The sequence below is a fragment of the Mycobacterium sp. NPDC003323 genome (genome assembly GCF_053589535.1).
Genome location: NZ_JBSFSB010000003.1, coordinates 449,991 through 472,183 on the forward strand (window position 1 = coordinate 449,991; position 22,193 = coordinate 472,183).

The 22,193-nt window shown below is 67.7% G+C and carries 20 protein-coding genes, 1 tRNA gene and 1 other RNA gene; 9 read left to right on the forward strand and 13 right to left on the reverse strand.

Going from position 1 to position 22,193, the window contains the following annotated elements:
• Positions 1-10: 10 nt before the first annotated feature.
• Both ACWDUN_RS11780 and ffs read right to left on the reverse strand, forming a co-directional pair.
• On the reverse strand, positions 11-1,291 hold the full coding sequence (locus ACWDUN_RS11780; protein ID WP_449928656.1) for an aminotransferase class I/II-fold pyridoxal phosphate-dependent enzyme: 1,281 nt from the start codon (positions 1,289-1,291) through the stop codon (positions 11-13).
• 43 nt (positions 1,292-1,334) lie between these two features.
• Positions 1,335-1,429, reverse strand: an RNA gene (gene ffs / locus ACWDUN_RS11785) — signal recognition particle sRNA small type.
• Between the two features lie 81 nt (positions 1,430-1,510).
• Here ffs and ACWDUN_RS11790 point away from each other — a divergent pair.
• From ACWDUN_RS11790 to ACWDUN_RS11805, 4 genes are all read left to right on the forward strand, one after another.
• Positions 1,511-1,596 (forward strand) — tRNA-Ser (locus ACWDUN_RS11790).
• Between the two features lie 85 nt (positions 1,597-1,681).
• On the forward strand, positions 1,682-2,428 hold the full coding sequence (locus tag ACWDUN_RS11795; protein WP_449928658.1) for a hypothetical protein: 747 nt from the start codon (positions 1,682-1,684) through the stop codon (positions 2,426-2,428).
• A gap of 85 nt (positions 2,429-2,513) precedes the next feature.
• Complete coding sequence (locus ACWDUN_RS11800) at positions 2,514-3,536, forward strand: S1C family serine protease (protein ID WP_449928660.1); 1,023 nt, start codon at positions 2,514-2,516, stop codon at positions 3,534-3,536.
• A 769-nt stretch (positions 3,537-4,305) separates the two neighbouring features.
• Complete coding sequence (locus ACWDUN_RS11805) at positions 4,306-4,569, forward strand: hypothetical protein (protein ID WP_449928662.1); 264 nt, start codon at positions 4,306-4,308, stop codon at positions 4,567-4,569.
• On the opposite strand, the gene ligD is transcribed toward ACWDUN_RS11805, so the two are convergent.
• From ligD to ACWDUN_RS11840, 7 genes are all read right to left on the reverse strand, one after another.
• Entirely contained in the window at positions 4,566-5,618 is a 1,053-nt protein-coding gene (ligD, locus tag ACWDUN_RS11810; RefSeq protein ID WP_449928663.1) for a non-homologous end-joining DNA ligase, read from the reverse strand. The genes ACWDUN_RS11805 and ligD overlap by 4 nt on opposite strands.
• Positions 5,618-6,670, reverse strand: coding sequence for an ATP-dependent DNA ligase (locus tag ACWDUN_RS11815; protein WP_449928838.1), 1,053 nt, complete (start codon positions 6,668-6,670; stop codon positions 5,618-5,620). The genes ligD and ACWDUN_RS11815 overlap by 1 nt, the downstream gene beginning before the upstream one ends.
• Positions 6,671-6,731: 61 nt before the next feature.
• A complete protein-coding gene (locus ACWDUN_RS11820; RefSeq protein WP_449928665.1) occupies positions 6,732-8,099 on the reverse strand; it encodes a TRAP transporter large permease in 1,368 nt (455 codons plus the stop codon).
• A complete protein-coding gene (locus ACWDUN_RS11825) occupies positions 8,096-8,614 on the reverse strand; it encodes a TRAP transporter small permease subunit (protein ID WP_449928667.1) in 519 nt (172 codons plus the stop codon). Before ACWDUN_RS11825 ends, ACWDUN_RS11820 begins: the two co-directional genes overlap by 4 nt.
• Positions 8,611-9,681 carry a C4-dicarboxylate TRAP transporter substrate-binding protein gene (locus ACWDUN_RS11830; RefSeq protein ID WP_449928669.1) on the reverse strand — a complete coding sequence of 357 codons (1,071 nt, stop codon included), beginning with the start codon at positions 9,679-9,681 and terminating at the stop codon, positions 8,611-8,613. The genes ACWDUN_RS11825 and ACWDUN_RS11830 overlap by 4 nt, the downstream gene beginning before the upstream one ends.
• A gap of 10 nt (positions 9,682-9,691) precedes the next feature.
• The gene (locus ACWDUN_RS11835; RefSeq protein ID WP_449928671.1) at positions 9,692-10,489 is read right to left on the reverse strand and encodes a carbon-nitrogen hydrolase family protein; all 798 of its coding nucleotides are present in this window, start codon (positions 10,487-10,489) and stop codon (positions 9,692-9,694) included.
• The gene (locus ACWDUN_RS11840; RefSeq protein WP_449928673.1) at positions 10,486-11,268 is read right to left on the reverse strand and encodes an HpcH/HpaI aldolase family protein; all 783 of its coding nucleotides are present in this window, start codon (positions 11,266-11,268) and stop codon (positions 10,486-10,488) included. The genes ACWDUN_RS11835 and ACWDUN_RS11840 overlap by 4 nt, the downstream gene beginning before the upstream one ends.
• Before the next feature lie 94 nt (positions 11,269-11,362).
• Between ACWDUN_RS11840 and ACWDUN_RS11845 the strand changes: the two genes are divergently transcribed.
• Positions 11,363-12,088, forward strand: coding sequence for a GntR family transcriptional regulator (locus ACWDUN_RS11845; RefSeq protein WP_449928675.1), 726 nt, complete (start codon positions 11,363-11,365; stop codon positions 12,086-12,088).
• A gap of 31 nt (positions 12,089-12,119) precedes the next feature.
• On the forward strand, positions 12,120-12,788 hold the full coding sequence (locus tag ACWDUN_RS11850) for an alpha/beta fold hydrolase (RefSeq protein ID WP_449928677.1): 669 nt from the start codon (positions 12,120-12,122) through the stop codon (positions 12,786-12,788).
• Here the strand turns inward: ACWDUN_RS11850 and ACWDUN_RS11855 are convergent.
• Positions 12,783-13,637 (reverse strand): MaoC/PaaZ C-terminal domain-containing protein, encoded by an 855-nt coding sequence (locus ACWDUN_RS11855; protein ID WP_449928679.1) that lies wholly within the window; start codon positions 13,635-13,637, stop codon positions 12,783-12,785. The genes ACWDUN_RS11850 and ACWDUN_RS11855 overlap by 6 nt on opposite strands.
• A 33-nt stretch (positions 13,638-13,670) precedes the next feature.
• A complete protein-coding gene (locus ACWDUN_RS11860) occupies positions 13,671-14,825 on the reverse strand; it encodes an acyl-CoA dehydrogenase family protein (protein WP_449928681.1) in 1,155 nt (384 codons plus the stop codon).
• 218 nt (positions 14,826-15,043) lie between these two features.
• Here ACWDUN_RS11860 and ACWDUN_RS11865 point away from each other — a divergent pair, with 218 nt between their 5' ends.
• Together ACWDUN_RS11865 and ACWDUN_RS11870 are read left to right on the forward strand one after the other, a co-directional pair.
• Positions 15,044-16,396 (forward strand): MFS transporter, encoded by a 1,353-nt coding sequence (locus tag ACWDUN_RS11865; protein ID WP_449928683.1) that lies wholly within the window; start codon positions 15,044-15,046, stop codon positions 16,394-16,396.
• Positions 16,397-16,425: 29 nt separating this feature from the next.
• Entirely contained in the window at positions 16,426-17,496 is a 1,071-nt protein-coding gene (locus tag ACWDUN_RS11870; RefSeq protein ID WP_449928685.1) for a threonine aldolase family protein, read from the forward strand.
• Here the strand turns inward: ACWDUN_RS11870 and ACWDUN_RS11875 are convergent.
• Positions 17,485-18,798 carry an aspartate aminotransferase family protein gene (locus tag ACWDUN_RS11875; protein ID WP_449928687.1) on the reverse strand — a complete coding sequence of 438 codons (1,314 nt, stop codon included), beginning with the start codon at positions 18,796-18,798 and terminating at the stop codon, positions 17,485-17,487. The genes ACWDUN_RS11870 and ACWDUN_RS11875 overlap by 12 nt on opposite strands.
• Before the next feature lie 19 nt (positions 18,799-18,817).
• Between ACWDUN_RS11875 and ACWDUN_RS11880 the strand changes: the two genes are divergently transcribed.
• Entirely contained in the window at positions 18,818-19,894 is a 1,077-nt protein-coding gene (locus tag ACWDUN_RS11880) for an ATP-dependent DNA ligase (protein WP_449928689.1), read from the forward strand.
• Here the strand turns inward: ACWDUN_RS11880 and ACWDUN_RS11885 are convergent.
• Complete coding sequence (locus ACWDUN_RS11885; RefSeq protein WP_449928691.1) at positions 19,881-22,082, reverse strand: molybdopterin-containing oxidoreductase family protein; 2,202 nt, start codon at positions 22,080-22,082, stop codon at positions 19,881-19,883. The two genes, ACWDUN_RS11880 and ACWDUN_RS11885, sit on opposite strands and share 14 nt — an antisense overlap.
• Positions 22,083-22,193 lie beyond the last annotated feature (111 nt).

Sequence of the window (22,193 nt, forward strand, 5' to 3'; positions counted from 1 at the left end):
GCGGGACCGACTAGTCGCGCGCCAGCAGCGCTTCGGTGGCCGACAGCAGCGCGCACGTCGACAGACCGTCGATCGCCGACCGCAGGTCGGACTCCGAGGGGAAGCTCGGCGCGATCCGAATGTTCTTGTCCTCCGGGTCTTTTCCGTACGGGAACGCCGCACCGGCGGCGGTCACCGCGATACCGGCATCCTTGGCCAGCGCGATGGTGCGCTTCGCCGTACCGGGCAGGACGTCGAGGCTGACGAAGTAGCCACCCTTGGGATCGGTCCAGGAGGCGATCTTGGACTCGCCGAGGCGGTCGTCGAGGATCTGCGCCACCAGGGCGAACTTCGGCGCCAGCAGCTCACGGTGCTTATGCATGTGCAGCAGCACGCCGTCGGCATCACCGAAGAAACGCAGGTGCCGCAACTGGTTGACCTTGTCCGGGCCGATCGACTTCTTCCCGGCATGCTGCAGGTACCAGGCGATATTGCCCAGCGAGCCGCCGAGGAAACTGACCCCGGCGCCGGCGAAGGTCATCTTCGAGGTCGAGGCGAACACCAGCGGCCGGTTGGTGTTACCGGCGGCCGCGGCCAAGCCCAGGATGTCGACCTGCCGGACGAAATCGGGGGTGATGGTGTGCACGGCGTAGGCGTTGTCCCAGAACAACCGGAAGTCCGGTGCGGCCGTCTGCATCTGCACCAGGCGACGCACGATCTCCCACGAATAGGTCGTGCCGGTGGGATTCGAGTACACCGGCACACACCACATGCCCTTGACCGCCGGATCGTGGGCGACCAGCTCTTCGATGAGATCGACGTCCGGGCCGTCCTCGCGCAGCGGCACCGGGATCATCTCGATGCCGTAGCTCTCGGTGATCGCGAAGTGCCGGTCATAGCCGGGCGCCGGGCAGAGAAACTTCACACCGGGTTCCTGCGACCACGGCCGCGGCGAGTCGACGCCCCCGTGCAGCAGCGAGAACACCACGGCGTCGTGCATGAACTCCAGGCTGGCGTTGTTGCCGGCGATCAGGTTGGGCACCGGGATGCCCAACAGCTCGCCGAAGATCGCTCGGAGTTCGGGCAGGCCGTGCAGGCCGCCGTAGTTGCGGGTGTCGGTGCCCTCACCGTCACGGAAACCGTCGGCGCCGGGCAGCTCGAGCAGGCGGTTGGACAGGTCGAGCTGTTCCGGGGAGGGCTTGCCGCGCGTGAGGTCGAGCTTGAGTCCCTGCGCCTTCAGCTCGGCGTAGTTGCGCTGCTGCAGTTCGTGCTGCGCAGACAGTTCGTCACGGCCGAGGGACTCAAACGACACTGCAGGCCTTTCAACAACGGGCGCTATCAACAAGCCGTGAACATGAAGGGGACCCCGCGCACCCGCCAGAGCCCATTGACCCTTGCTGCCTTCCGGCCCTGGGGGAGTTCACAGGATGGACGCCGCGCGGGGTCCGAGTCACGAGTGTAGTACCCCGTGCGGAGCCGCGAGACCGGCGGCTGGTCGGAGCTGCCTCAGCGGTCAGCTACCATTGCCGACGGAGGATTCGCCTAGTGGCCTATGGCGCTCGCCTGGAACGCGGGTTGGGTTAACAGCCCTCAGGGGTTCAAATCCCCTATCCTCCGCAGTTGGTCCGGGGCGTGACCGGTGATCATCGAGGTCACGCCCCGGGACCACAAAGATCGTCCAGCAGGACGTCAAGGGAGGAATATGCGACGCGGTATCGCCTCGCTGTGGCATGCATCGTCGCTGGTTATCGCCGGAGCTCTCTATTTTCTCTTCGTCCTGCCGCGCTGGTTCGAACTGACCGGACAGTGGCCGACGATGCTGGGCACGGTCATGCGCATCGTGTGCGGCGTGCTGGTGGCCCTGACCGCGCTGCCGGTGCTGCTGACCCTGCGCCGCACGCGTAAGCCCGAGCTGGGGACGCCCACCCTCGCGCTGCAGCTGCGGGTCTGGTCGATCGTCGGGCACGTCGCCGCGGGTGTGTTGATCCTGGGGGCGGCCATCAGCGAGATCTGGCTGGATCTCGACGACGCCGGCCAATGGCTGTTCGGCATCTACGGCGCGGCCGCGGCGCTGGCCCTGCTCGGCGCGTTCGGGTTCTACCTCGCGTTCGTCGCCGAACTGCCACCTCCGCCGCCGAAACCGCTCAAGCCCAAGCCCGAGAAGCGCGGCCGCCGCCGCGACGACGACCAGGCCCCCACAGCGGCCGAGGACAGCACGCCGGCCGACGAGAGCACCGAGGCCGAGACCGCCGACGGCGTCGACTCCGCCGGCGATGCGGAATCCGATGAGCCGCGGGAAACGGTCGAGATCGAGGCCGAGCAGACCGCCGAAGAATCCGCCGAGGAAACGGCAGAAGAACCCGCTGACGAGGGCAAGCTGCGTAATCGCCGCCCCACGGGCAAGATCCGCCGGACCCGCAGCCGCGGTGGCGTCGCCACCGATAATTGACGCGCCCTGCGCCTGATGACGTCGACAGTTCGCACTGTCACCGTCAGTATTGATAGAAGACGTCGGGGAGGGCGGAAGGCGACGCATGGGCATAGTCCGGATCAGACAATGGGCCACGGCCGTATTTGCGGTGTCGTGTCTCGTCCTGCTCGTCTCCCCCGGTACGGCCTGGGCCGAGCCGACCAATCTGGCACCGGCCGCCGACCGCGTCGAGCCCGCGGTCGTGCGACTCGACACCGTGGTGGACTATCAGCACGTGATGGGCACCGGTACCGGGATCGTCCTGGACCCGGCCGGTCAGGTGTTGACCAACTACCACGTCGTGCAGGGCGCCGATGTCATCAACGCCGTGGTGGGCGGCATCACCTTCGGTGCCGACATCCTGGGTTATGACCGCGGCCGGGACATCGCCGTGCTGCAGCTTCGCGGCGCCGGCGGTCTGCCGGTGGCGCCGCTGGGCGACTCGACCCGCTTGGGCGTCGGTGAACCCGTCGTGGCGATCGGCAATGCCGGTGGTAGCCGCAGCCCGCTGACGCGTGAGTTCGGCTCCGTCACCGCCCTCGGGCGGTCGATCAGTGCCGAGGACGAGCTGACCGGCACCGCCACCGAGATGACCGGATTGTTCGAGTTCGCCGCGCCGGTGCGCGCCGGTGATTCCGGCGGGCCGGTGATCAATGCCGCGGGCGAGGTCATCGGTGTGACGACGGCGGCCTCGGTGAACTTCCGCATGGGTCCCGGCGGCGAGGGATACGCCATACCGATCAACGACGCGCTGGGCATCGCCAACCAGATCCGGGCCCGCGCTCCGTCGGACACCGTGCACATCGGCCCACCGACGCTGCTCGGCGTCGGGGTGAGCAGCGCCGAACAGCACGAATCGTTCCCCGGTGTGCTGGTGCACGAGGTCATGCCGGGTGGGCCGGCCGCCGGCTCCGGGCTGGCCAACGGCGATGTCATCCTGACCATCGACGGCACCCGGATCGAGTCGGCCACGGATCTCACCAGGGTGCTGGACCGCCACTATCCCGGCGACGTCCTGGATCTCACCTGGGTCGACCGGGCCGGCCAGCATCGGACCGGTAAGGCCGCCCTGACGGCCGGTTCCTGAGGCGCGACACGGCCGTGACACGTGTCGTGATGGAGATTCAACAATATTCCTGACCCCTTCGGCCGCGGCCGCACCGGCGTTGCTCGCCGCGCCGTCGGCGACCCGCGGTGACCGTCGCGACAACTGCGCCCGGGGTGTGTTCGCTAACACGCGCGCGCAAGCGGGCAGACGTTCGTCATCGCCGGAAACTCGAGGTTCGGCCCGCCGAACCGATCCCGTTCCCGTCGCGGGTGACACGGCGCGCGGGCCGCGGCCGGCCGGTACGAGCAAGCGCGGCATCGGCCGCGCGGGCGGCGACCGGCCGTCACAGATCGTGGCACACCGGCCCGTCAGCGAAGTCGTTGCCGCAGAACCGCTATGGCCGGCCGGGTGCGGTGCCGCCATCGTGGCGACCTGGGCGCCGGTCGGTCCGTGGGACCATGGTCGCTTCCGACGCCGCGCACCCGTCCCCGCCGCCGGGCGATACTGCCGCGGCGGACCTTGCCATGCGGGCCCGGTCGGCGCCATCGCCGCGGCGGCGATCCCGTCTGCACAGCACCGCGGCAGCGATCTCCGGCCGGTTAGCCCCGGCTGACGAACCGCCACCCACTGGCAACCTCCTGTGAAGTTGCTGGGATCCGATTATGGCCGTTGACCTGGCAAATGATGGCAAACGTGAGCCCGCGCAAAGGCTTCCGCCATGATCGGGGGGAGGTTACATTTAGCTGAACATCAGCGCCCAGGCTTGTGGCCCGCACAATCCGATCCGCCGGTGAAAGGGGGAGACACCGTGGTCCAGACGACAGTCGTCGCATACCTCATCGGGTGGGTTGTCAGCACAGCAATCGTCTATGTGGCCAGCCGGCGTCTCAACGATCCCAACAGCCCGGCGCCGCACGGTCTGCTGCTCAGCGCGGTGGCCGGCACCATGTGGCCACTGCTGTTGATCGGCGCGGTCGAGTTCAGTTCGGTGGCGGTGGCCTCCAGCGCCGCCAACCACCTCAAGTCCGAGCCGGCCGAACTCGTCGGTGCCGGCGTCGTCCCGCTGCGCTAGTCGGCGACGCGGTTGCCGTCGGCGTCCCAATGCTCGGCGACCTTCTTGCTCGGCTGCACCCGCGGCGGTTCGCCCGGCATCTTGGGATAGCTGGGCGGGTACGGCAGATCGCCCAGACCGCGCTCCTGCTCGTCGGCGGCCACCAGCTGCAGTAACCCCTCCAGCGAATGCGCGGTGTCGTCGATCCCCGCCCACGGGTCGTTGCGTCCGGCAACGATGCCAGGCACCGTTTCGATCGTGTAGTCGTCGGGGTCGGCACCGGCCAGGTCCTGCCAATCCAGCGGCATCGACACCGTCGCGATCGGGGTCTTGCGCACCGAGTACGCCGAGGCGAACGTGCGGTCGCGGGCGTTCTGGTTGTAATCCACGAAGACGCGCGTACCCCGTTCCTCCTTCCACCAGGCTGTGGTCACCGCGTCCGGGGCGCGCCGCTCGACCTCGCGCGCCAGCGCGATACCGGCGCGGCGCACGGCGATGAAGTCCCAGTCGGGCCGTATCCGCACGAATACGTGCACACCACGACCGCCCGAGGTTTTCGGGTAGCCGGTCAAGCCGAGTTCGTCGAGAACCGGTTTGAGCACGTCGACGGCGATCTGGCGAGCCTCGGGGAACCCGGTCCCGGGTTGCGGATCCAGATCGATGCGCAGTTCGTCGGGGTGTTCGGTGTCCGGGCACCGCACCTGCCAGGGATGCAGCGTGATGGTGCCCATCTGCGCCGCCCAGGCGATCGCCGATGGGTGGGTGATCTTGAGCGCGTCGGCGGTGCGACCCGACGGGAAGGTGACCGTGCAGGTCTGCAGATAGTCGGGGTGCTTCTGCGGAACCCGCTTCTGGTAGATCTCCTCCCCGTCGATACCGTCCGGGAAGCGCTGCAGGTGCACCGGCCGGTCACGCAACAACGCCACCATCGGGTCGGCGACGGCCAGGTAGTAGTCCATGACATGGCGCTTGGTGCCTCTGTCGCCGAGTTTCGGGAAGTACACCTTGTCCGGGCTGGTGAACCGGACCTTGACCCCGTCGACATCGAGTTCTTCTGCGGCACTTGCCATCACGCGTTCTCCAACACATCGTAGAGGTCATAGGTCAGCGGTACGTCGAGTTGGTCGAAGGTGCAACTGGCCGGTTCCCGGTCGGGCCGCCAGCGCAGGAACTTCACGGCATGCCGGAAGCGCCGCGCCCCGCTGTTGCCCTCCATCTGGTCATAGGCGACCTCGCAGACCTTTTCCGGCCGTACCGGGATCCAGCGCTTGTCCGCGGCCGAGTTCCACCGGCTCGGTTCGCCGTCGCGGACATCATCGCCGATCCGCAGCGGTTCCAGCTCGGCCAGCAGCGTCAACCGAGCCTTGGCGGTGAAAGAGGCTGCACCGCCGACCATCTGGAGTTCACCGTCATCCCCGTACAGACCCAGCAGGATGGATCCGATTCCCTGTCCGCTCTTGTGGATCCGGTAGCCGATGGCCACGCAGTCGGCGTCACGGTGGTGCTTGACCTTGACCATCTCGCGCTTGCCGGGCAGGTATGGTCCGTCCAGCCGTTTGGCGATTACACCGTCGAGTCCCGCGCCCTCGAATTCCTGCAGCCAGCCGGCGCCCATCACCGGGTCCTCGGTGGTGCGGGTGACGTGACACCACTGCTTCTTGTCGACGGCGTCCAGCAGCGCAACCCGGCGTTCCCGAAACGGCGCTTTCAGCAGCGAGGTGTCGCCGATCGCGAGCGCATCGAAACCGATGAAATGAGCTGGGGTCTCCTTCGACAGCTTCGCGATGCGACTCTGGGCCGGATGGATGCGCTGGCTCAACGACTCCCAGTCCAGCCGGGTGCGGCCTGCGATATCACGGGGCACCACGATCTCGCCGTCCAGCACGCAGCGCGGCGCGAGTTCGGCCCGCACGGCGTCGATGACCTCCGGGAAGTAGCGGCCCAGATCCTTGCCGCTGCGCGACAGCAGCACCACCGCGTCACCGTCGCGGAACACCAGTGCCCGGAAGCCGTCCCATTTCGGCTCATACGACCACGCGCCGGCGCCCGTGGGCACCGTGGTGGCGGCCTTGGCCAGCATCGGCTCCAGCGGGGGCTGCACCGGCAGGTTCATGCGATCCATACTCACGTAGACCCGGGTACCCCGACAATGTCATCGCGGCACCCGGGTCGTCGTGAGCGTGCTACTGCGCGCCGGACATCGAGGGCAGGAACGTCACCACGCCGGGGAAGGCGATCAGCAGGGCGACCACCACGAGGTCGGCCACGACGAACGGCACGATGCCGCGGAACACCCGGTCCAGACCGGCCTCTCGGACCGCGCCGGAGTAGACGAACGCATTCATGCCCACCGGCGGGGTGATCAGCGCCATCTCGGCGACCTTCACGATGAGCACACCGATCCAGATACCGTCGAAGCCGTACCCGGTGAGGATCGGGTGCAGCAGGGGCGCGGCGATCAGGATCATCGAGATGCCGTCGAGGAACATGCCCAGCGGCAGCAGCACCGCCAGGCAGGCCACCAGCACGACATACGGAGGCAGATCCGCGGCCGTGACCGCATTGACGAGCGCGGTGCTGGCACCGCTGAGCGCCAGGACGTAGGTGAACACCCCCGCACCGACCATCAGCAGGAAGGTCATCGCGGTCAGACCGACCGCCTCGCGCAGCGACTCCTCGATGTTTCGCAGCCACGCCGACGGCCGGCTGCGCAACAGCAGGATGACGAGCGCGGCGAAGGCGCCGAACGATGCGGCCTCGGTGGGGGTGGCGACACCCAGATAGATGGTGCCGACCGACACCGCGAAGATGACCACCAGATACAGGAATCCGGTGATGTCACGACCGTTCGGCTCACCCGGTTCGTCAGCGATTTCACTCGTGGGCGAATCGGATACGTCTCCCGCCTGCGCTGCCACCCGATCAGTGGCCCGGCGTCGCTGCCAGGCCACCAGCGCCACGATCGTCAGCGCGTACACCGCGATGGTGAGCAGTCCGGGCCCGATGCCGGCGATCAGCAGCTGTCCGATGCTCTCCTCGGTGACCACGCCGTAGAGCACCAGGACGATCGACGGTGGAATGAGCACGCCCAGCGTGCCGCCGGCACACACCACGCCGGCCGCCAGCCGGATGTTGTAGCCGGCCCGCACGATCGCGTCGGTCGAGACCCGGGCCATGGTTGCCACGGTCGCGACACTGGACCCGGTGACCGCGGCGAACATCCCGGACCCGGCCAGCGAGGCCAGCGCCGGACCGCCGGGCAGCCGTCGGAACGCCGAGGTCGCCAGGTCGAATGCTGCTTGGGCCAGGCCGGCCCGGACGGCGAACACACCCATCACGATGAACAGCGGGATGATCGTCAGCGAGTAATCCGCCGCGGTCGAGAACGGTTGATTGGCCACGGTACTGACACCGGCACCGGTGCCGCGCAGGATCAGGACACCGGCCAGTGCCGACACCATCAGCGCGAGCCCGACGTGCAGACGGATCGACAGCAGCGCGAAGAACAGCACCAGGACGACGACGAGTGCGCCGATGGTGGCCGCGGTCATCGTTGTGCCCCTTTCTGTTCGGCGCGCGCGGCCGCGAAGGTCAGCAGCTCACGCCAGATGGCGACGACGAAGAAGGCGGCGAACGAGATGAGCAGCACCACCTTCGCCGGCCAGGTCGGCAGCCGCAGGATGTCGTTGGTCGTCTCGCTGCGCTCGGCCGCACTGATCAGCACCTCGGTCAGCCCCCAGGTCATCAGCACACCCAGACCGACCAACAGCGCTGCGCGCAGCACCGAGAACACGAGCCGTGCCCGAGCACCCAGCCGGCTCTCCACCAGTTCCACCGAAACATGTCGCCCGTCGGCTTCTGCCGCCGCCAACCCCAGATACGCCGTGCCCACCAGCAGCATCGTGGTGATGTCGACGGTCCCGACGATCGAACGGTCACGCAGATTGCGGCTCACCACGTCGGCGACGGTCAGCAGAATGATCAGCAGCAGCAGCACGCCCGCCAGCACACCGAGGCCGCGGATGACCAGGGTCAGCGGTCTCGGCAGGACGATTTCTGAACTCATCGGCCCTGTCCTCTCAGACATTCGATGAACGGATCGGCATAGGTCGAGCGCGCCGATTCCTCGTCGATGATGCGGCGGTAATCGGCCAGTACGCCTTCGGCGTCATAGCCGCGCTCGGTGTAGCGATCGACCCACTGCTCGGCGATGCCGGCCTGTTCCTTCCATGCCTGCACGGCATCGTCGGGCATCTCCGACAGCGTGGTGCCCGATTCCCGGAGCTCGGTGCAGGCGCGGTCGCCGAGCGCGTCCATCTCCTGCAGCCCGTTGGCGATCGCGTTCTCGGACGCCTCGGCGAGGGCGTCCTGATACTCCTGCGGCATCCGCGCCAGCAGTTCGGAGTTGATCACCACGATCGACGAGCCGTAGCTCCCGATGCCGGGATCGGTCAGGTACGGCGTGTTCCGTGCCAGCCCGAACGTCGGCAGATTCGCGATGGCCAGCGACGTATAACCGTCGACGACACCGCGCTCCATCGACTCGTAGACATCGGTGGCCGTCATGGCGACCGGGTTGGCGCCGACGGTGAGCAACGCCTGCGAGGTCAGGCCGCCCGACCGGATGCTGCGGCCGGCCAGATCACCGGGAACCGCGGCGGGCTGCTTGAGACCGACGACGGCGATGCCCAGCGGGAGCGGGAACAGCAGGTGGACACCTTGGCGGTCGAAATCGTCACGGTAGGTGTCGTTCTCGTCGTAGAGACGCTCGATCGCCGTCATCTGGACCTCGGGGTTCTTGGTCTCGAACGGCAACTCGATCACCGTGTACATCGCCAGATCCGATGCGGCGTAGAGGGATCCGACCTGAGCGAGATCGGCCCGCCCGTCCAGGGTGGCCTGTACGGATTCGTCGGCCCCGACCAGGCTCTGGGAGTAGTGGAACCGCACCTGTACCCCACCGTCGGTGAGCTCCTCGACTTCCTCGGCCCACCGTTGCACCGTCAGGGACTGATCCGAGGTCGGCGAGGAGTACGTGGTGTAGTGCAGCACGTACCGCCCGTCGTCCTGCGCGCAGGACACCAGGGCGGACGCGGTCAGTGCGGCGAGCACCGCTGCGGCGATTCGCCGCACCGCAGACACCTCAGTTCCCCGGCGTGACCCGGTAACGCCGCAGCGTCAGGGCCGGGTTGACGGTACGGACGGCAGTCAGCCGATCCCGTTCCAGCACAGCAACACCGATGCCGGTCGCCTCGCCGAGGGCGGCGATCGGAATACCCATCGGATCGAGGATGGCACTGTTACCCGAACCGGCGGGGGCGATCTGGTCGGCGGCCACGACGTAGACGGTGTTCTCGATCGCCCGCGCGCGCAGCAGGGTGTTCCAGTGGTACTCCTTGAGCGGCCCGGGAACCCATTCCGCCGGTAGCGCGATGACATCGGCGCCGGCGTCGACCAGCGCCCGGGAGGTCTCCGGGAAGCGGAGGTCATAGCAGGTCTGCATGCCGATCTTGAAGCCGCTCAGTTCGAGCAATTCCGGTGTCGACGGGTCCGCGGCGATCACGCGATCGGATTCCTTGTAACCGAACGCGTCATACAGGTGGACCTTGCGGTACACGGCGGCGATGGCGCCGTCCTGCAGCGCCACCAGCGTGTTGTGGATCCGGCCGTCGGTGGCGGATTCGTTGACCCCGGCGATGATGCTGAGCCCGAGATCGGCCGAGGCCTCGGCCAGCCGGGTCACCGACGGGCCGTCGAGCGGTTCGGCGGTGGTGACGAACCGTTCATCCATCGAGGGCACGGTGAACACCGCGTATTCGGGCAGGACCACGAGTTCGGCGCCGCGCGCGGCGGCCTGCTCGAGCAGACCGAGCATGGTCTGGATGTTCGCCGTCTTGTCCTGCGACGGAGCGAACTGTGCGATGGCGACGGTCAGGTTCATCGGGCGCTCACAACCTCGGCGTGGATTTCGCGCAGATTCTCTCGCGTGGCGGTGAACCCGGCCAGCATGGCGCCGTACTGCATGGCGGCGACGATCGTGTGCGCCCCCTCGGCGACGGCGAGTCGCTGTTCGGCGGCGCTCCACGCGGGCAGCACCCACGGCTTGCCCGCGGCGGTGGCGGCACGCGCCAGGTGGCGCAGGTCCGCGAGGTCGGCGTCGGTGACCGAGTAGGCGCCACGGTCGCGGCGCAGCGACAGATCGGACGGGCCGATGAAGATCCCGTCGACGACCGGAAGGTCCAGGATCGCCTCGATCTCGTCGAATGCCGAGGCGTCCTCGATCATCGGGTAGCAGTGGGTGTTGCGGTCCTGCGCTGCCACCCAGTCGTCGGTGAAGCCGCGGTAATCCGTGGTCCTGCCGCCGGCGAAGGACCGGTCACCCAACGGCGGGAACTTGGCGAATCCGCAGACCTCGGCGGCATGCTCGGCCGAGGCGATATGCGGGATCGCGACGGCATCGGCACCGAAGTCGAGTGCTTGTTGGATGGGACCGCGCTCCGGGCCCAGCACCTTGGCGATCACACGCATGCCCTTCGCCCGGATGAACGGGATGAGGGCGTCGAGTTCACGCAGGTCGAAGCAGCCGTGCTCGATGTCGAGGACGACGGTGTCGTAACCCGCGAGCGAACCCATCTCGACGGCCGCCGCCGAGGGCTCGGTGAGCCAGATCGCGACGTGCGGACCCGAGGCGGCCGCGCCGCTTTCGAGTGGTGATGACATTCGGCACCCTTTCCTGGCATGTGTTACTTACACAACGTGTAGACAAGTTGTATACAACAAAAATGCATGGCGTGTAAATGGTTGAATGCTTGTCATGTCCTCGCCCCTGTCGCCGCGCACCGACGCGCGGCCGGCCAAGATCTCGGCCGGCCAACGGGCGTACGAATGGATTCGCGAGGCGATCCTGCGGGGCGACTTCGCCGAAGGCGAGTTCATCGACGAGGTCGCCCTGGCCGCCAGGGTGAACACCTCGCGCACACCGGTCCGGGAAGCCCTGCAGCGACTCCAGGTCGAGCGCTACATCGAACTACTGCCCCGGCGCGGCGCACAGGTGCGGGTGGTCACCGCGGTCGAGATGCGCGAGATCTATCAGGCGCGGTTCCTGCTCGAATCCGACGCGCTGCGCACCATCTGCCAGCGCCGCGCCGGGGTGCCCGGATCCGCCGCGACACTGCTCGCCGAGATGGAGCAAGCGGGTGAGGCGCGCGACTGGAACAGGTTCGCCCAGCTGGACCAGATGTTCCACGCGGACATCGTGCGCCACCAACGCAACGCCGTGATCGCCGACCTGTACGACGCGCTGCAACCCCGTCAGGTGCGATTGGGCACCCGCACCCTGGTGGAGGCGCCGGGGCGCCTGCTGACCATCGAGAACGAACACCGCGAGCTCATCGCCGCCATGCAGGCCCATGACGCGGAAACCTGCGTCCGGGTGCTCCGGACGCACCTGCGCGAGGTCCCGGAGCTGGTGGACGCGTTCGGTGGCAACGGAATTCAGGCGAACGACGATGCGGTGAACCGGACGGATCAGGTCATGTAGTTCGGCCGTCATTTCTGGCAGGGTGGGCGCCATGACGACCTTCCTGCTGATCCCGGGCGGCGGGTGCGATCCGTCCTACTGGCAGTTCGTGGCCGGCGAGCTGGCCGCTCGCGGGCACCGGGGTGTCCCGATCGATCTGCCCTGTGAGGATGACGGCGCCGACCTGCACGCCTACGCCGACGCCGTCGCGGCACAACACCGTCACGACGGAACCCGGCCGGTGGTGGTCGCGCACTCACTCGGCGGGTTCACCGGGCCGTTGGCCTGTGCGCGGGTCGACGCCGGCGAACTGGTCTACGTATCGGCAATGATCCCGCGCCCCGGCGAACGTCCCGGCGACTGGTGGGAGGCCACCGGATGCGTGCAGGCGCAACACGACGCGGCCGAAGCGGGCGGTTATGACCCCGACGACATGGATGCGGTGTTCTACAACGGCGTCGACCCGGCGGTCGTGGCCGGCGTCCGCGAGCGTGCGCAATCGGACACCCCGATGATCGCGCCGTGGCCCGCGGAGTCGCTGCCGCAGCTGCCGACCCGGTTCATCCTGTTCGGCGACGACCGGTTCTTTCCCGAACAGTTCATGCGCGCACTCGTCGCCGAACGCCTCGGCATCGAGCCCGAGGTGATGCCCGGCGGGCACATGGCCATGTTGTCCCACCCGACCGAACTCACCGATCGTCTGGTCGCCGGCCACTCATGACAGCACGGCGGTAGCGGTCGCGTGCACCGCCCCGGCACCGGAGGTCACCGCCAGATCGACGCCCCCGGGGCCCGGGGTGCCCTCGACGCGGATGGTGTCCCCGAGGAATACCGGGCGCTGCAACCGGAACCGGAATTCGCGCACCGCGCGGTCGGCAGCCCGGGCCCTGATCAGTTCGGCAAGGTAGATCGCCAGCAGTGGCCCGTGCACGACCAGGGCCGGAAAACCCTCGGTGCCGGTCGTGTAATCCTGGTCGTAATGGATGCGGTGCGCGTTGCCGGTGAGCGCGCTGAACCGGAACAGCAGCGCGGGATTCGGCCTCGGCTGCGCCGTCCAGGGCGCGACGGTCTCTCCGAGGTCGGCGTCGGCGCGGGCGAAGGCGGTCATGCTGCCGTCATCACTGCGGTAGACCAGATCCTGTTCCTCGATGAGCCGCAACGCATCTGCCTGCCGGTAGCTGTGCCGCACGGTGACGAACAACATCTCCCCGGTGCGGCCCTGCTTGATCGTCGAGCCGACGATCTCGGAATCCCGGGTGGCGGGCGCACCGATGCTCAGCGGGCCGTGCACCGTGACCCTGCCACCGGCGAACATCCTGCGCCGGTGCGGAATCGGCGGCAGGAAATGACCGTCGCGGGGATGCCCGTCGACCCCGAGCGCGGCGGTGGCCGGCCAGTCGAGGAAGAAGATCCACTGCCACAGCGGCGGTAGCGGGTCACCGTCGGCGAAGCGCTGTCCGACATCGAGTGTCGCGGCGAGGTCACCGACGCGCCCTGCCGAGATGACGTCGGTGGCGCTGACGGGCGCGGGATTCCACCCGGCGATGTGGCCGGCCAACAGCTCTGTCATGGGAGTCCTCGAATCATGGTGTTCGGCAACGGATCAGATGTCGAGCCCACCGCGTTTGACCAGCTGTTTGATGATGACACCCTGCTGGATCTCGTTGGTGCCCTCCCCGACGATCATCAGCGGCGCATCGCGGAAGTAGCGCTCGACGTCGTACTCGGTGGAGTAGCCGTACCCGCCGTGCACCCGCACCGCGTCCAGGGCGATCTGCATGGCCGCCTCCGAGCAGAACAGCTTGGCCATGCCGGCCTCCATGTCGACGCGCTCACCGGAGTCGAATTTGGTTGCGGCCGAGAGCAACAGCGCCCGCGCTGCGGCCAGCTTGGTCCCCATGTCGGCGAGCATGTTGCCGACGGCCTGATGCTGCCAGATCGGCTTGCCGAAGCTCTGTCGATCCTGTGCGTACTGCAGGGCGTCGTCGAAGGCAGCCCGCGCGACACCGGTGGCACGGGCGGCGACCTGCAACCGACCCACCTCCAGGCCCTTCATCATCTGCGCGAACCCGCGTCCCTCGTCGGCGCCCAGCAGCGCCGCCACCGGCACCCGGGCGTCGGCGAAGTTCAGCTCGCACGCCTCGACCCCCTTGTAGCCGAGCTTGTGCAGATCCTTGGAGATGGTGAATCCGGGCACCTTCTCGACCAGCAGGATCGAGACCCCCTTGTGCGCGGGTGCGGCCTCGGGGTCGGTCTTGCACAGCAGCGCGACGAGGTCGGACCGGCGTGCGTTGGAGATCCAGGTCTTGCTGCCGTTGATGACGTAGGAGTCCCCGTCCCGACGGGCGACGGTGCGCATGGCCTGCAGATCCGATCCGCCGCCGGGTTCGGTCAGCGCCATGGTGGCGCGCAGTTCGCCGGTCGCCATCCGCGGAAGGTAGCGCTGCTTCTGTTCCTCGGTGCCGTACAGCAGGATCAGTTTGGAGACGACGGTGTGGCCACCCATCGCGCCGGCCAGACTCATCCAGCCGCGGGCCAATTCCTCGGCGACCTGCACGTAACAGGGCATGGAGACGGCCCCGAATCCATAGGGCTCCGGGATGGCCAACCCGAAGATCCCGATTTCCTTCATCGTCTCGATGAGCTCTTCGGGGTAGGTGTCGGCATGCTCCAGGTCGCGTACCACCGGCCGTACCTGCCGGTCCACGAACTCCCGGACCGTACTGACCATGGCCTGTTCCTCGGCCGTGAGGTTCACCGCGCCTCCTGTGAGCTCGCCGTCGATGAAGACACTCTATGGAGCGACTGTCACGCGGGATCGGCGCCCGTGCCCGCGCCCACCTGCACCCACCCGTCGTCGATACCTTTGGTGGATCATTCGATGCCGATACGCTCTTGGACGAGCATCAATGCCGACACATACATTGCGCTGTGTTGTCCGACCGCCCTGTTCGCGGTGCGCTCGATCGAAAAGGAGTGAGGGTGCCGATCACTCACCAGACGCCGACCGACCTGCAGTCCGCGGTGTCGAAATTCTTCCGGCGCGTCGTGCCCCTGCTGGTCCTCATGCTCATCTGCAATCAGCTCAACCGGTCGAACATCGGTTACGCCCAGGAGTACCTGGAAGCCGATGTGGGCATCGGGGCAGCGGCGTACGGATTCGGTGCGGGCGTGTTCTTCGTTGCCTACGCGCTGTTCGAACTGCCGAGCAATGTGCTGATGGAGAAGTTCGGGGCGCGCGTCTGGCTGACCCGCATCATGGTCAGCTGGGGCCTGATCTCCGCGTCGATGATGTTCGTCAGCAGCGCCGAGATGTTCTACGTGCTGCGGTTCCTGCTCGGTGCCGCCGAGGCGGGCTTCTTCCCGGCCGTCATCTACTACATGGCCAAGTGGCTGCCCAACAGCCACCGCGGGCGCGCCACCGCACTGTTCATCGCGGGTTCGTCCATCGCCGCGGCGATCTCCGGACCGCTGTCGGGACCACTGCTGTCCATGCACGGGCAGGCCGGGTTGCGTGGCTGGCAGTGGCTGTTCCTCATCGAGGGACTGGTTTCGGTGCTGGTCGGCATCATCGCCTACTTCATCCTGAACTCCCATATCCGGGACGCGAAATGGCTGAGCCGCGGCGAACAGGACGCGTTGATCGAGGCCATCGAGACCGAAGAGGCCGAGAAGGCCAAGTCCTCCGGTGTCGAGGGCAAGGGCAGCCGCTGGAGGATGCTCGCCGATCCCAAGCTGCTGCTGTTCTGCTGGATCTACTTCGCCATCCAGCTGTCGATCTACGCCAACACCTTCTGGCTGCCGTCGATCGTGCGCCGCATCGACGGGCTCAACGACATCACCGTCGGCCTGCTGTCGAGCCTGCCGTGGATCAGTGCCGTCGTCGCCATGTACCTGTCCTCGCGCCTCGGCGACCACAATCCGTCGCTGCGCCGTCCGCTGCTGGTGCTGGCTTTGATCACCGCCGCCGTCGGGACCTACTTCGCGGCCATCACGTCACCGCTGCTGGCGCTGCTGTTCCTGTGCATCGCCGCGATGGGCTTCAAGAGTGCCAGCCCGCTGTTCTGGTCCATCCCGCAGTCGACGCTGCACCCGATGGTGCTGGCCCCGGCGATCGCGATCATCAACTCGCTGGGCAACCTGGGCGGATTCGTCGCGCCGTTCGGCTTCGGGGTGCTCAAGGAGGCCACCGGCGAGGTCACCTACGGGTTGTACGCGCTGGCCGCGGCGAGCCTGATCGCCGCCGGTTCGGTCCTGCTGATCCGCCGGAAGTCGCTGGACGTGACCGACCAGGTGCTACCCGACACCCCCGAACCCGCCGCGCGCTGAGTCCAGGGCGGGCAGGCCGGGCTGGGAGGATGGCGTGCGTGCCAGTCCCCACGCTCCACGATCCGCAGTGGCGAGGCTTCGCCAGCGACAACTATGCCGGTGCCCACCCCGAGGCGTTGGCGGCCATCGCGGCGGCCAACGGCGGTCATCAGGTGTCCTACGGTGAGGACGTCTACACCGCCGAATTGCGTGAGGTCGTCCGCGCGCACTTCGGTGCCGACGCCGAGACGTTCCCGGTGTTCAACGGCACCGGCGCCAACGTCCTGTCGCTGACCGCCATGGTGCCACGCTGGGGTGCGGTCATCACCGCCGAGACGGCGCACGTCAACACCGATGAGGGCGGCGCGCCGGAACGGGTGGCCGGGCTCAAGCTGCTGACGGTGCCCACCCCGGACGGCAAGCTGACCCCCGATCTGGTGGACCGCCAGGCCTACGGCTGGGGCAACGAACACCGCGCGCAGCCGCTGGCGGTCAGCCTCACCCAGACCACCGAGCTGGGCACGCTGTACGCCCCGGAGGAGATCCGCGCCATCGCCGATCACGCGCATGCGCGCGGCATGGCGGTGCACATGGACGGCTCCCGGTTGTGGAATGCGGCTGCGGCGCTGGGACTTCCGTTCCGCGATTTCACCACCGACGCGGGAGTCGACGTGCTCAGCCTCGGCGGCACCAAGAACGGGCTGCTCGGCGCCGAGGCGGTGGTGGTGCTCGACCCCGACCGAGCCGAGGGTCTGGTGTACCTGCGCAAGCTGATGATGCAGCTGTCCAGCAAGATGCGGTTCGCCTCCGCGCAACTGCTCAGCCTGTTCGACGATGACCTCGGTCTGCGCAGCGCCCGGCACGCCAACGCGATGACGCGGCGGCTACGTGCTGCGCTGCAGGCCGATTCACCACCCGGGTTGAGCTTCACCCAGCCCAGTCAGGCCAATGCGATCTTCGCCACCATCCCCAATGCTGTCGCCGACCGGATCCGCGAACGGGTGCGGTTCTACGACTGGGACCGAGCGCGCGGCGAGGTGCGCTGGATGACGGCCTGGGACACCACGTCCGAGGATGTCGACGCTTTCGCGGCCGTCATCGGCGCGGAGCTACGGCGCTAGCACCGCGGCCAACGCGTCGTCCAAGATTCCCAGGCCCTCGTCGAGGTCGCCTTCGGAGATGGTCAGCGGTGGGGCGATCCGGAAGATGCCGCCCATACCGGGCAACTGCACGATGTTCATGTGCAAACCGCGCTTCAGGCACGCCGCGGTGACATCGGCGCCGAGCGCGTCCGCGGGCGTCTTGCTGGTTTTGTCGGTGACCAGTTCCAGGCCCTGCAGCAGTCCGCGTCCGCGGATGTCGCCGACCTGCTCGTAGCGCTGCTGCAGGGATTGCAGACCGGCGCGCAGTCGCAGCCCGAGCCGGGCGGCCCGCTGCGCCAGGCCGTCCCGTTCCACGACGGTGAGCACGGTCAGCGCGACGGCCGCGGCCAACGGGTCGGAGACGTGGGTGGTGAAGAACAGGAATCCCCGCTCATGGCAGGCGCTTTCGATCTCCTCACTGGTGACGACCGCGGCGACCGGCAGGCCGGCGCCGAGCGTCTTGGACAATGTCAGCAGATCCGGCGCCACACCATCGCGTTCGAAGGCATACATCGTGCCGGTGCGGCCGAGCCCGGTCTGCGCCTCGTCGAGGATCAGCAGCATGCCGCGTTCGGCGCACAACTCCTTGAGTCGGCGCAGGTACCCCTCGGGCAGTTCGATGATGCCGCCGGAGCTCAGGATCGGCTCCACCAGACAGGCCGCCAGGCTGCCCGCGGACTGCGCATCGACGATCGCGAATCCGTAATCGAGTTCGGCGCGCCAGTCATAGCTGCCGTCGGGACGGCGAAACGGTGAGCGGTAGGCGTTCGGCGTGGGCAGCGTCAGGTTGCCGGGCAGCGGCGGTCCGTATCCCCGCCGGCCCGCGCTGAAGGTCGCCGATGCCGCCCCGGAGGTCATTCCGTGCCAGGACCGGTCGAAGGACACCACCTCGTAGCGTCCGGTGTACAGCTTGGCCAGCTTGATGGCGGCCTCATTGGATTCGGCTCCGGTGGTGAGCAGCAGAACCTTGTCCAGCGACGCGGGGAGCGTGCCGGCCAGCGCCTGCGCGAATTCCACGACGGGCCTGCTCAGCATGCCGCTGTAGAGGTGGTCCAGGGTGGTCATCGACGCATTCACGGTGGCCACCACCTCGGGATGCGAATGGCCCAGCACCGAGCTCATCTGGCCCGAGGTGAAGTCCAGGATCGCCGCACCGTTCTCGTCGTACACATGAGAGCCCTTGGCACGGCCGATGATCCGCGGGACGAAGGACGCGCCGTAGCGCACCAGGTGACGGTCGGCCGTCGACCAGAAGTCGGCGGGATCCAGGTCCGGGTTCATTGCCCTATCTTGGATCACGATGAGACTTCCCGTCATGCCTCCGGTATCGCCGATGCTGGCCAAACCCGTTGCGCAGATTCCCGCGGGGGCCTCCTACGAGCCCAAATGGGACGGTTTCCGCTCCATCCTGTTCCGCGACGGTGACGAGGTGGAGCTCGGAAGCCGCAATGAGCGCCCGCTGACGCGCTACTTTCCCGAACTCGTCACCGCGGCGCACGACGAACTACCGGCCCGCTGCGTCGTCGACGGCGAGATCGTGATCGCCACGTCCACCGGACTGGACTTCGAGGCATTGCAGCTGCGACTGCATCCGGCGGCGTCGCGGGTGAACAAGCTGGCCGTCGAGACTCCGGCGGCTTTCGTCGCCTTCGATCTGCTGGCCCTCGGCGACGATGACCTCACCGGGCGGCCGTTCGCCGAGCGGCGGGCGGTCCTGGTGGATGCGCTGTCCGGCTGCGGGCCGACGTTTCAGCTGACTCCGGCCACCACCGATGCGGCCACCGCGGCGCGCTGGTTCACCGAGTTCGAGGGCGCCGGGCTGGATGGGCTGATCGCCAAACCGCTCGACGGTGTCTACCAACCCGACAAGCGGGTCATGTTCAAGGTCAAGCACGCGCGGACCGCCGACTGTGTGGTGGCCGGTTACCGCCTGCACAAATCCGGCGACGACGCCATCGGGTCGCTGATGCTCGGGCTCTACGACCGCGACGGCGCACTGGCCTCGGTCGGTGTCGTCGGGGCGTTCACGATGGCGCGGCGCCGCGAGTTGTTCGCCGAATTGCAGCCACTGGTGACCACTTTCGATGACCATCCGTGGAACTGGGCCGAGCACATCCCGGTGCAGCCGACGGTGCGGCGCACCGCGAACTCACGCTGGAATCCCGACAAGAGCCTGTCCTTCGTTCCCTTGCGACCCCAGCGGGTGGTCGAGGTGCGCTACGACCACATGGAGGCAAGCAGGTTTCGGCACACCGCCCAGTTCAGCCGCTGGCGCCCGGACCGGGACCCGCGCTCGTGCACGTTCGCTCAGCTCGAGGTGCCGGCGGCCTTCCGGCTCGGCGAAATCCTGCCCGGACTCCGACTCACGCCGGGGTGACCCGCACCGGGATATCGCCCTGGCGGGGCAGACCGGTGATCGCGTCGAACTCGATGTCGGTGGGCACCAGGCGCCCGACATTGCTGCCGCGGTCACGGACCTGGCCGTCCTCGGTGGTCAGCCCGCCGAAGGCATGGTGCATGGCGATGACATCGCGGCGCAGGGTGTCATCGGCCTCCACGACGGCGGGGATGAAGTCGTGCGGTGAGGTGATGGTGACCAGGGCGCCGGTGTCCAGGCCGAGTTCGGCGATGGCATCCGGATGCATGTAGGCGGGGTTGTATGCCTTGCCGCCGTTGAGTTTCGGCAGTCGGGTCCCCGATGAGTTCATGAAGTTCTTGTGCCGGCGGGGGATCAGACGGAACGGGTGGTCGCGGTCCGTGCGTGCCGCGCGGAAGTCCTCGCCGAACATCGCGGTCAGTTCACCCAGCAGCAGCGCGTTGCCGATGTCCAGCCGCGCCTCGCAGTCGGCGTCGCGTTCGGCGACCACATCGTCGACGTCGAAGATGTGTCCGTGTTCGTGGCGGGCCACCTCCTGCAACGGAATACGGGAGTCGGCACACATCTGCTCGAACAGTTGCTCGGTGGTCAGCTCGGTGTCCTTGTCCATGACGACGACCACGGGCGGGGACTCCATGAACCGGCCACCGCCTCCGCCGAAGAAGTTGACGAAGAACATCTGCAGATCCATCCGTTTGGCCAGTCCGAGGAAGAACTGCCATTCCTCGATCAGGTCCGAGCCGGCAGGCGGATCGACCAATCGAGGCGTGTACTGCGCATAGGCGGCCGGGATGCCGGTGCCACTGGTGTAGTACTTGATCAGCTCGCTGCCCTGCGTCATCGCCGGCGTTTCCATCTGCATCTTGGGCGCCAGCACGTAATGGGCCAGCCGCGACGTCAGCGACATCTCGGTGTCCAGGGTCACCAGCAGCTCCAGTGACTGCAGGGCGCGTTCGGTCTTGCGCTGGTCGGGCCACGCCGCCATCGGATTGCCGCCGATGCAGATGAGCGCCTTGACCTGACCCTGCCCCGGCAGCAGGATCTCGTCGGCCAGCGCGGCGGTCGGCATCCCACTGACCGTGTCGGTCAGCCCGCGCACCCGCAGCCGCTCGCCGTATCCCCAACCCTCGTACGGCGGGTGCGGCTGGGCCTTGGCGGTGAACGCGGGCATCAGCGTGTTCGGCCGGGTGACCCGCTGACCGGCGCGCTGCCAGCGCCCGCACAGGGTGGTCAGGCACAGGCACAGGTATTCGACCAGGCTGCCGTGCAGGCCGAAGTTGGCGCCGGTGCCGGCGTTGACCATGCCCCCTCTGTCGCCGTAGGAGGCGAATATCCGTGCCGCGTCTATCAATTGCTCGCGTGGGATGTCGGCGCGCTCGGCGACATAGTCGACGGTGAAGTCGGCGACCGCGTCGGCGAGCGCGGCGAATCCGGTGGCGTTCTGCTCGACGAAGTCCCGGTCATACCGCTTCTCGGTGATGATCAGGTTGATGATCCCGGCCAGGATGGTGGCATCCTCACCGGGGCGGGGCTGCAGATGGATGGCCGCACGTGCGGCGGTCTGGGACCGGCGGGGGTCGATGACGATCAGCTTCATCCCACGGTTGATGGCCTCGCGCAGATTGCGCGACGGATTCTGCCCGGGAATGCCGATGGCCTTGGACACCAACGGATTGGTGCCGATCAGCAGCCAGCTGTCGGCCTCGTCGAACGGGATGTCGCCCCCGAGCCAGTGCCCGTGGGCGGCGAGCGCGATCTGCTTGCCGGGTTGGTCGATCGTGTTGGCGGTGAAGAACATCGGCGATTCGATCGCGCGGATGAAGGCGTTGGCGGTGAGCGCCGAGGCCGGGTACGGCAACCCGTTGGTGCCCAGATAGATCGCGACCGACCGCGGACCGTGCTCGGCGATGAGTTCTGCGAGCTTCGTCGCGATCTCGTCGGTGGCCCGTTCGGACTCGATCGGTGCGTAGCTGCCGTCGGCCGCGCGCTTCTGGCTGTGCAGCAGCCGGTGCGGGTTGTTGTGGATTTCGGGCAGCGCGCGACCCTTGTCGCAGGTGTAGCTGCCGAACATCGGATTGTCCGGGTCGCCGGTGACCTTGACGAGCTTGCCGTCGACGACGGTGGCGAGCACACCGCAGTGCGCGGAGCAGATGCGGCAGATGCCCGGCTTGGTGGTCGTGGTGCTCACCCGCACGATGCTAAGCGACCGCACAGCATCGGCGGCACGATTTGCCGGAACCGGCCCCTTGACCTCAACAATGGTTCAGGTCGCAGGCTGGGTGTCACGACCAGAAGGAGG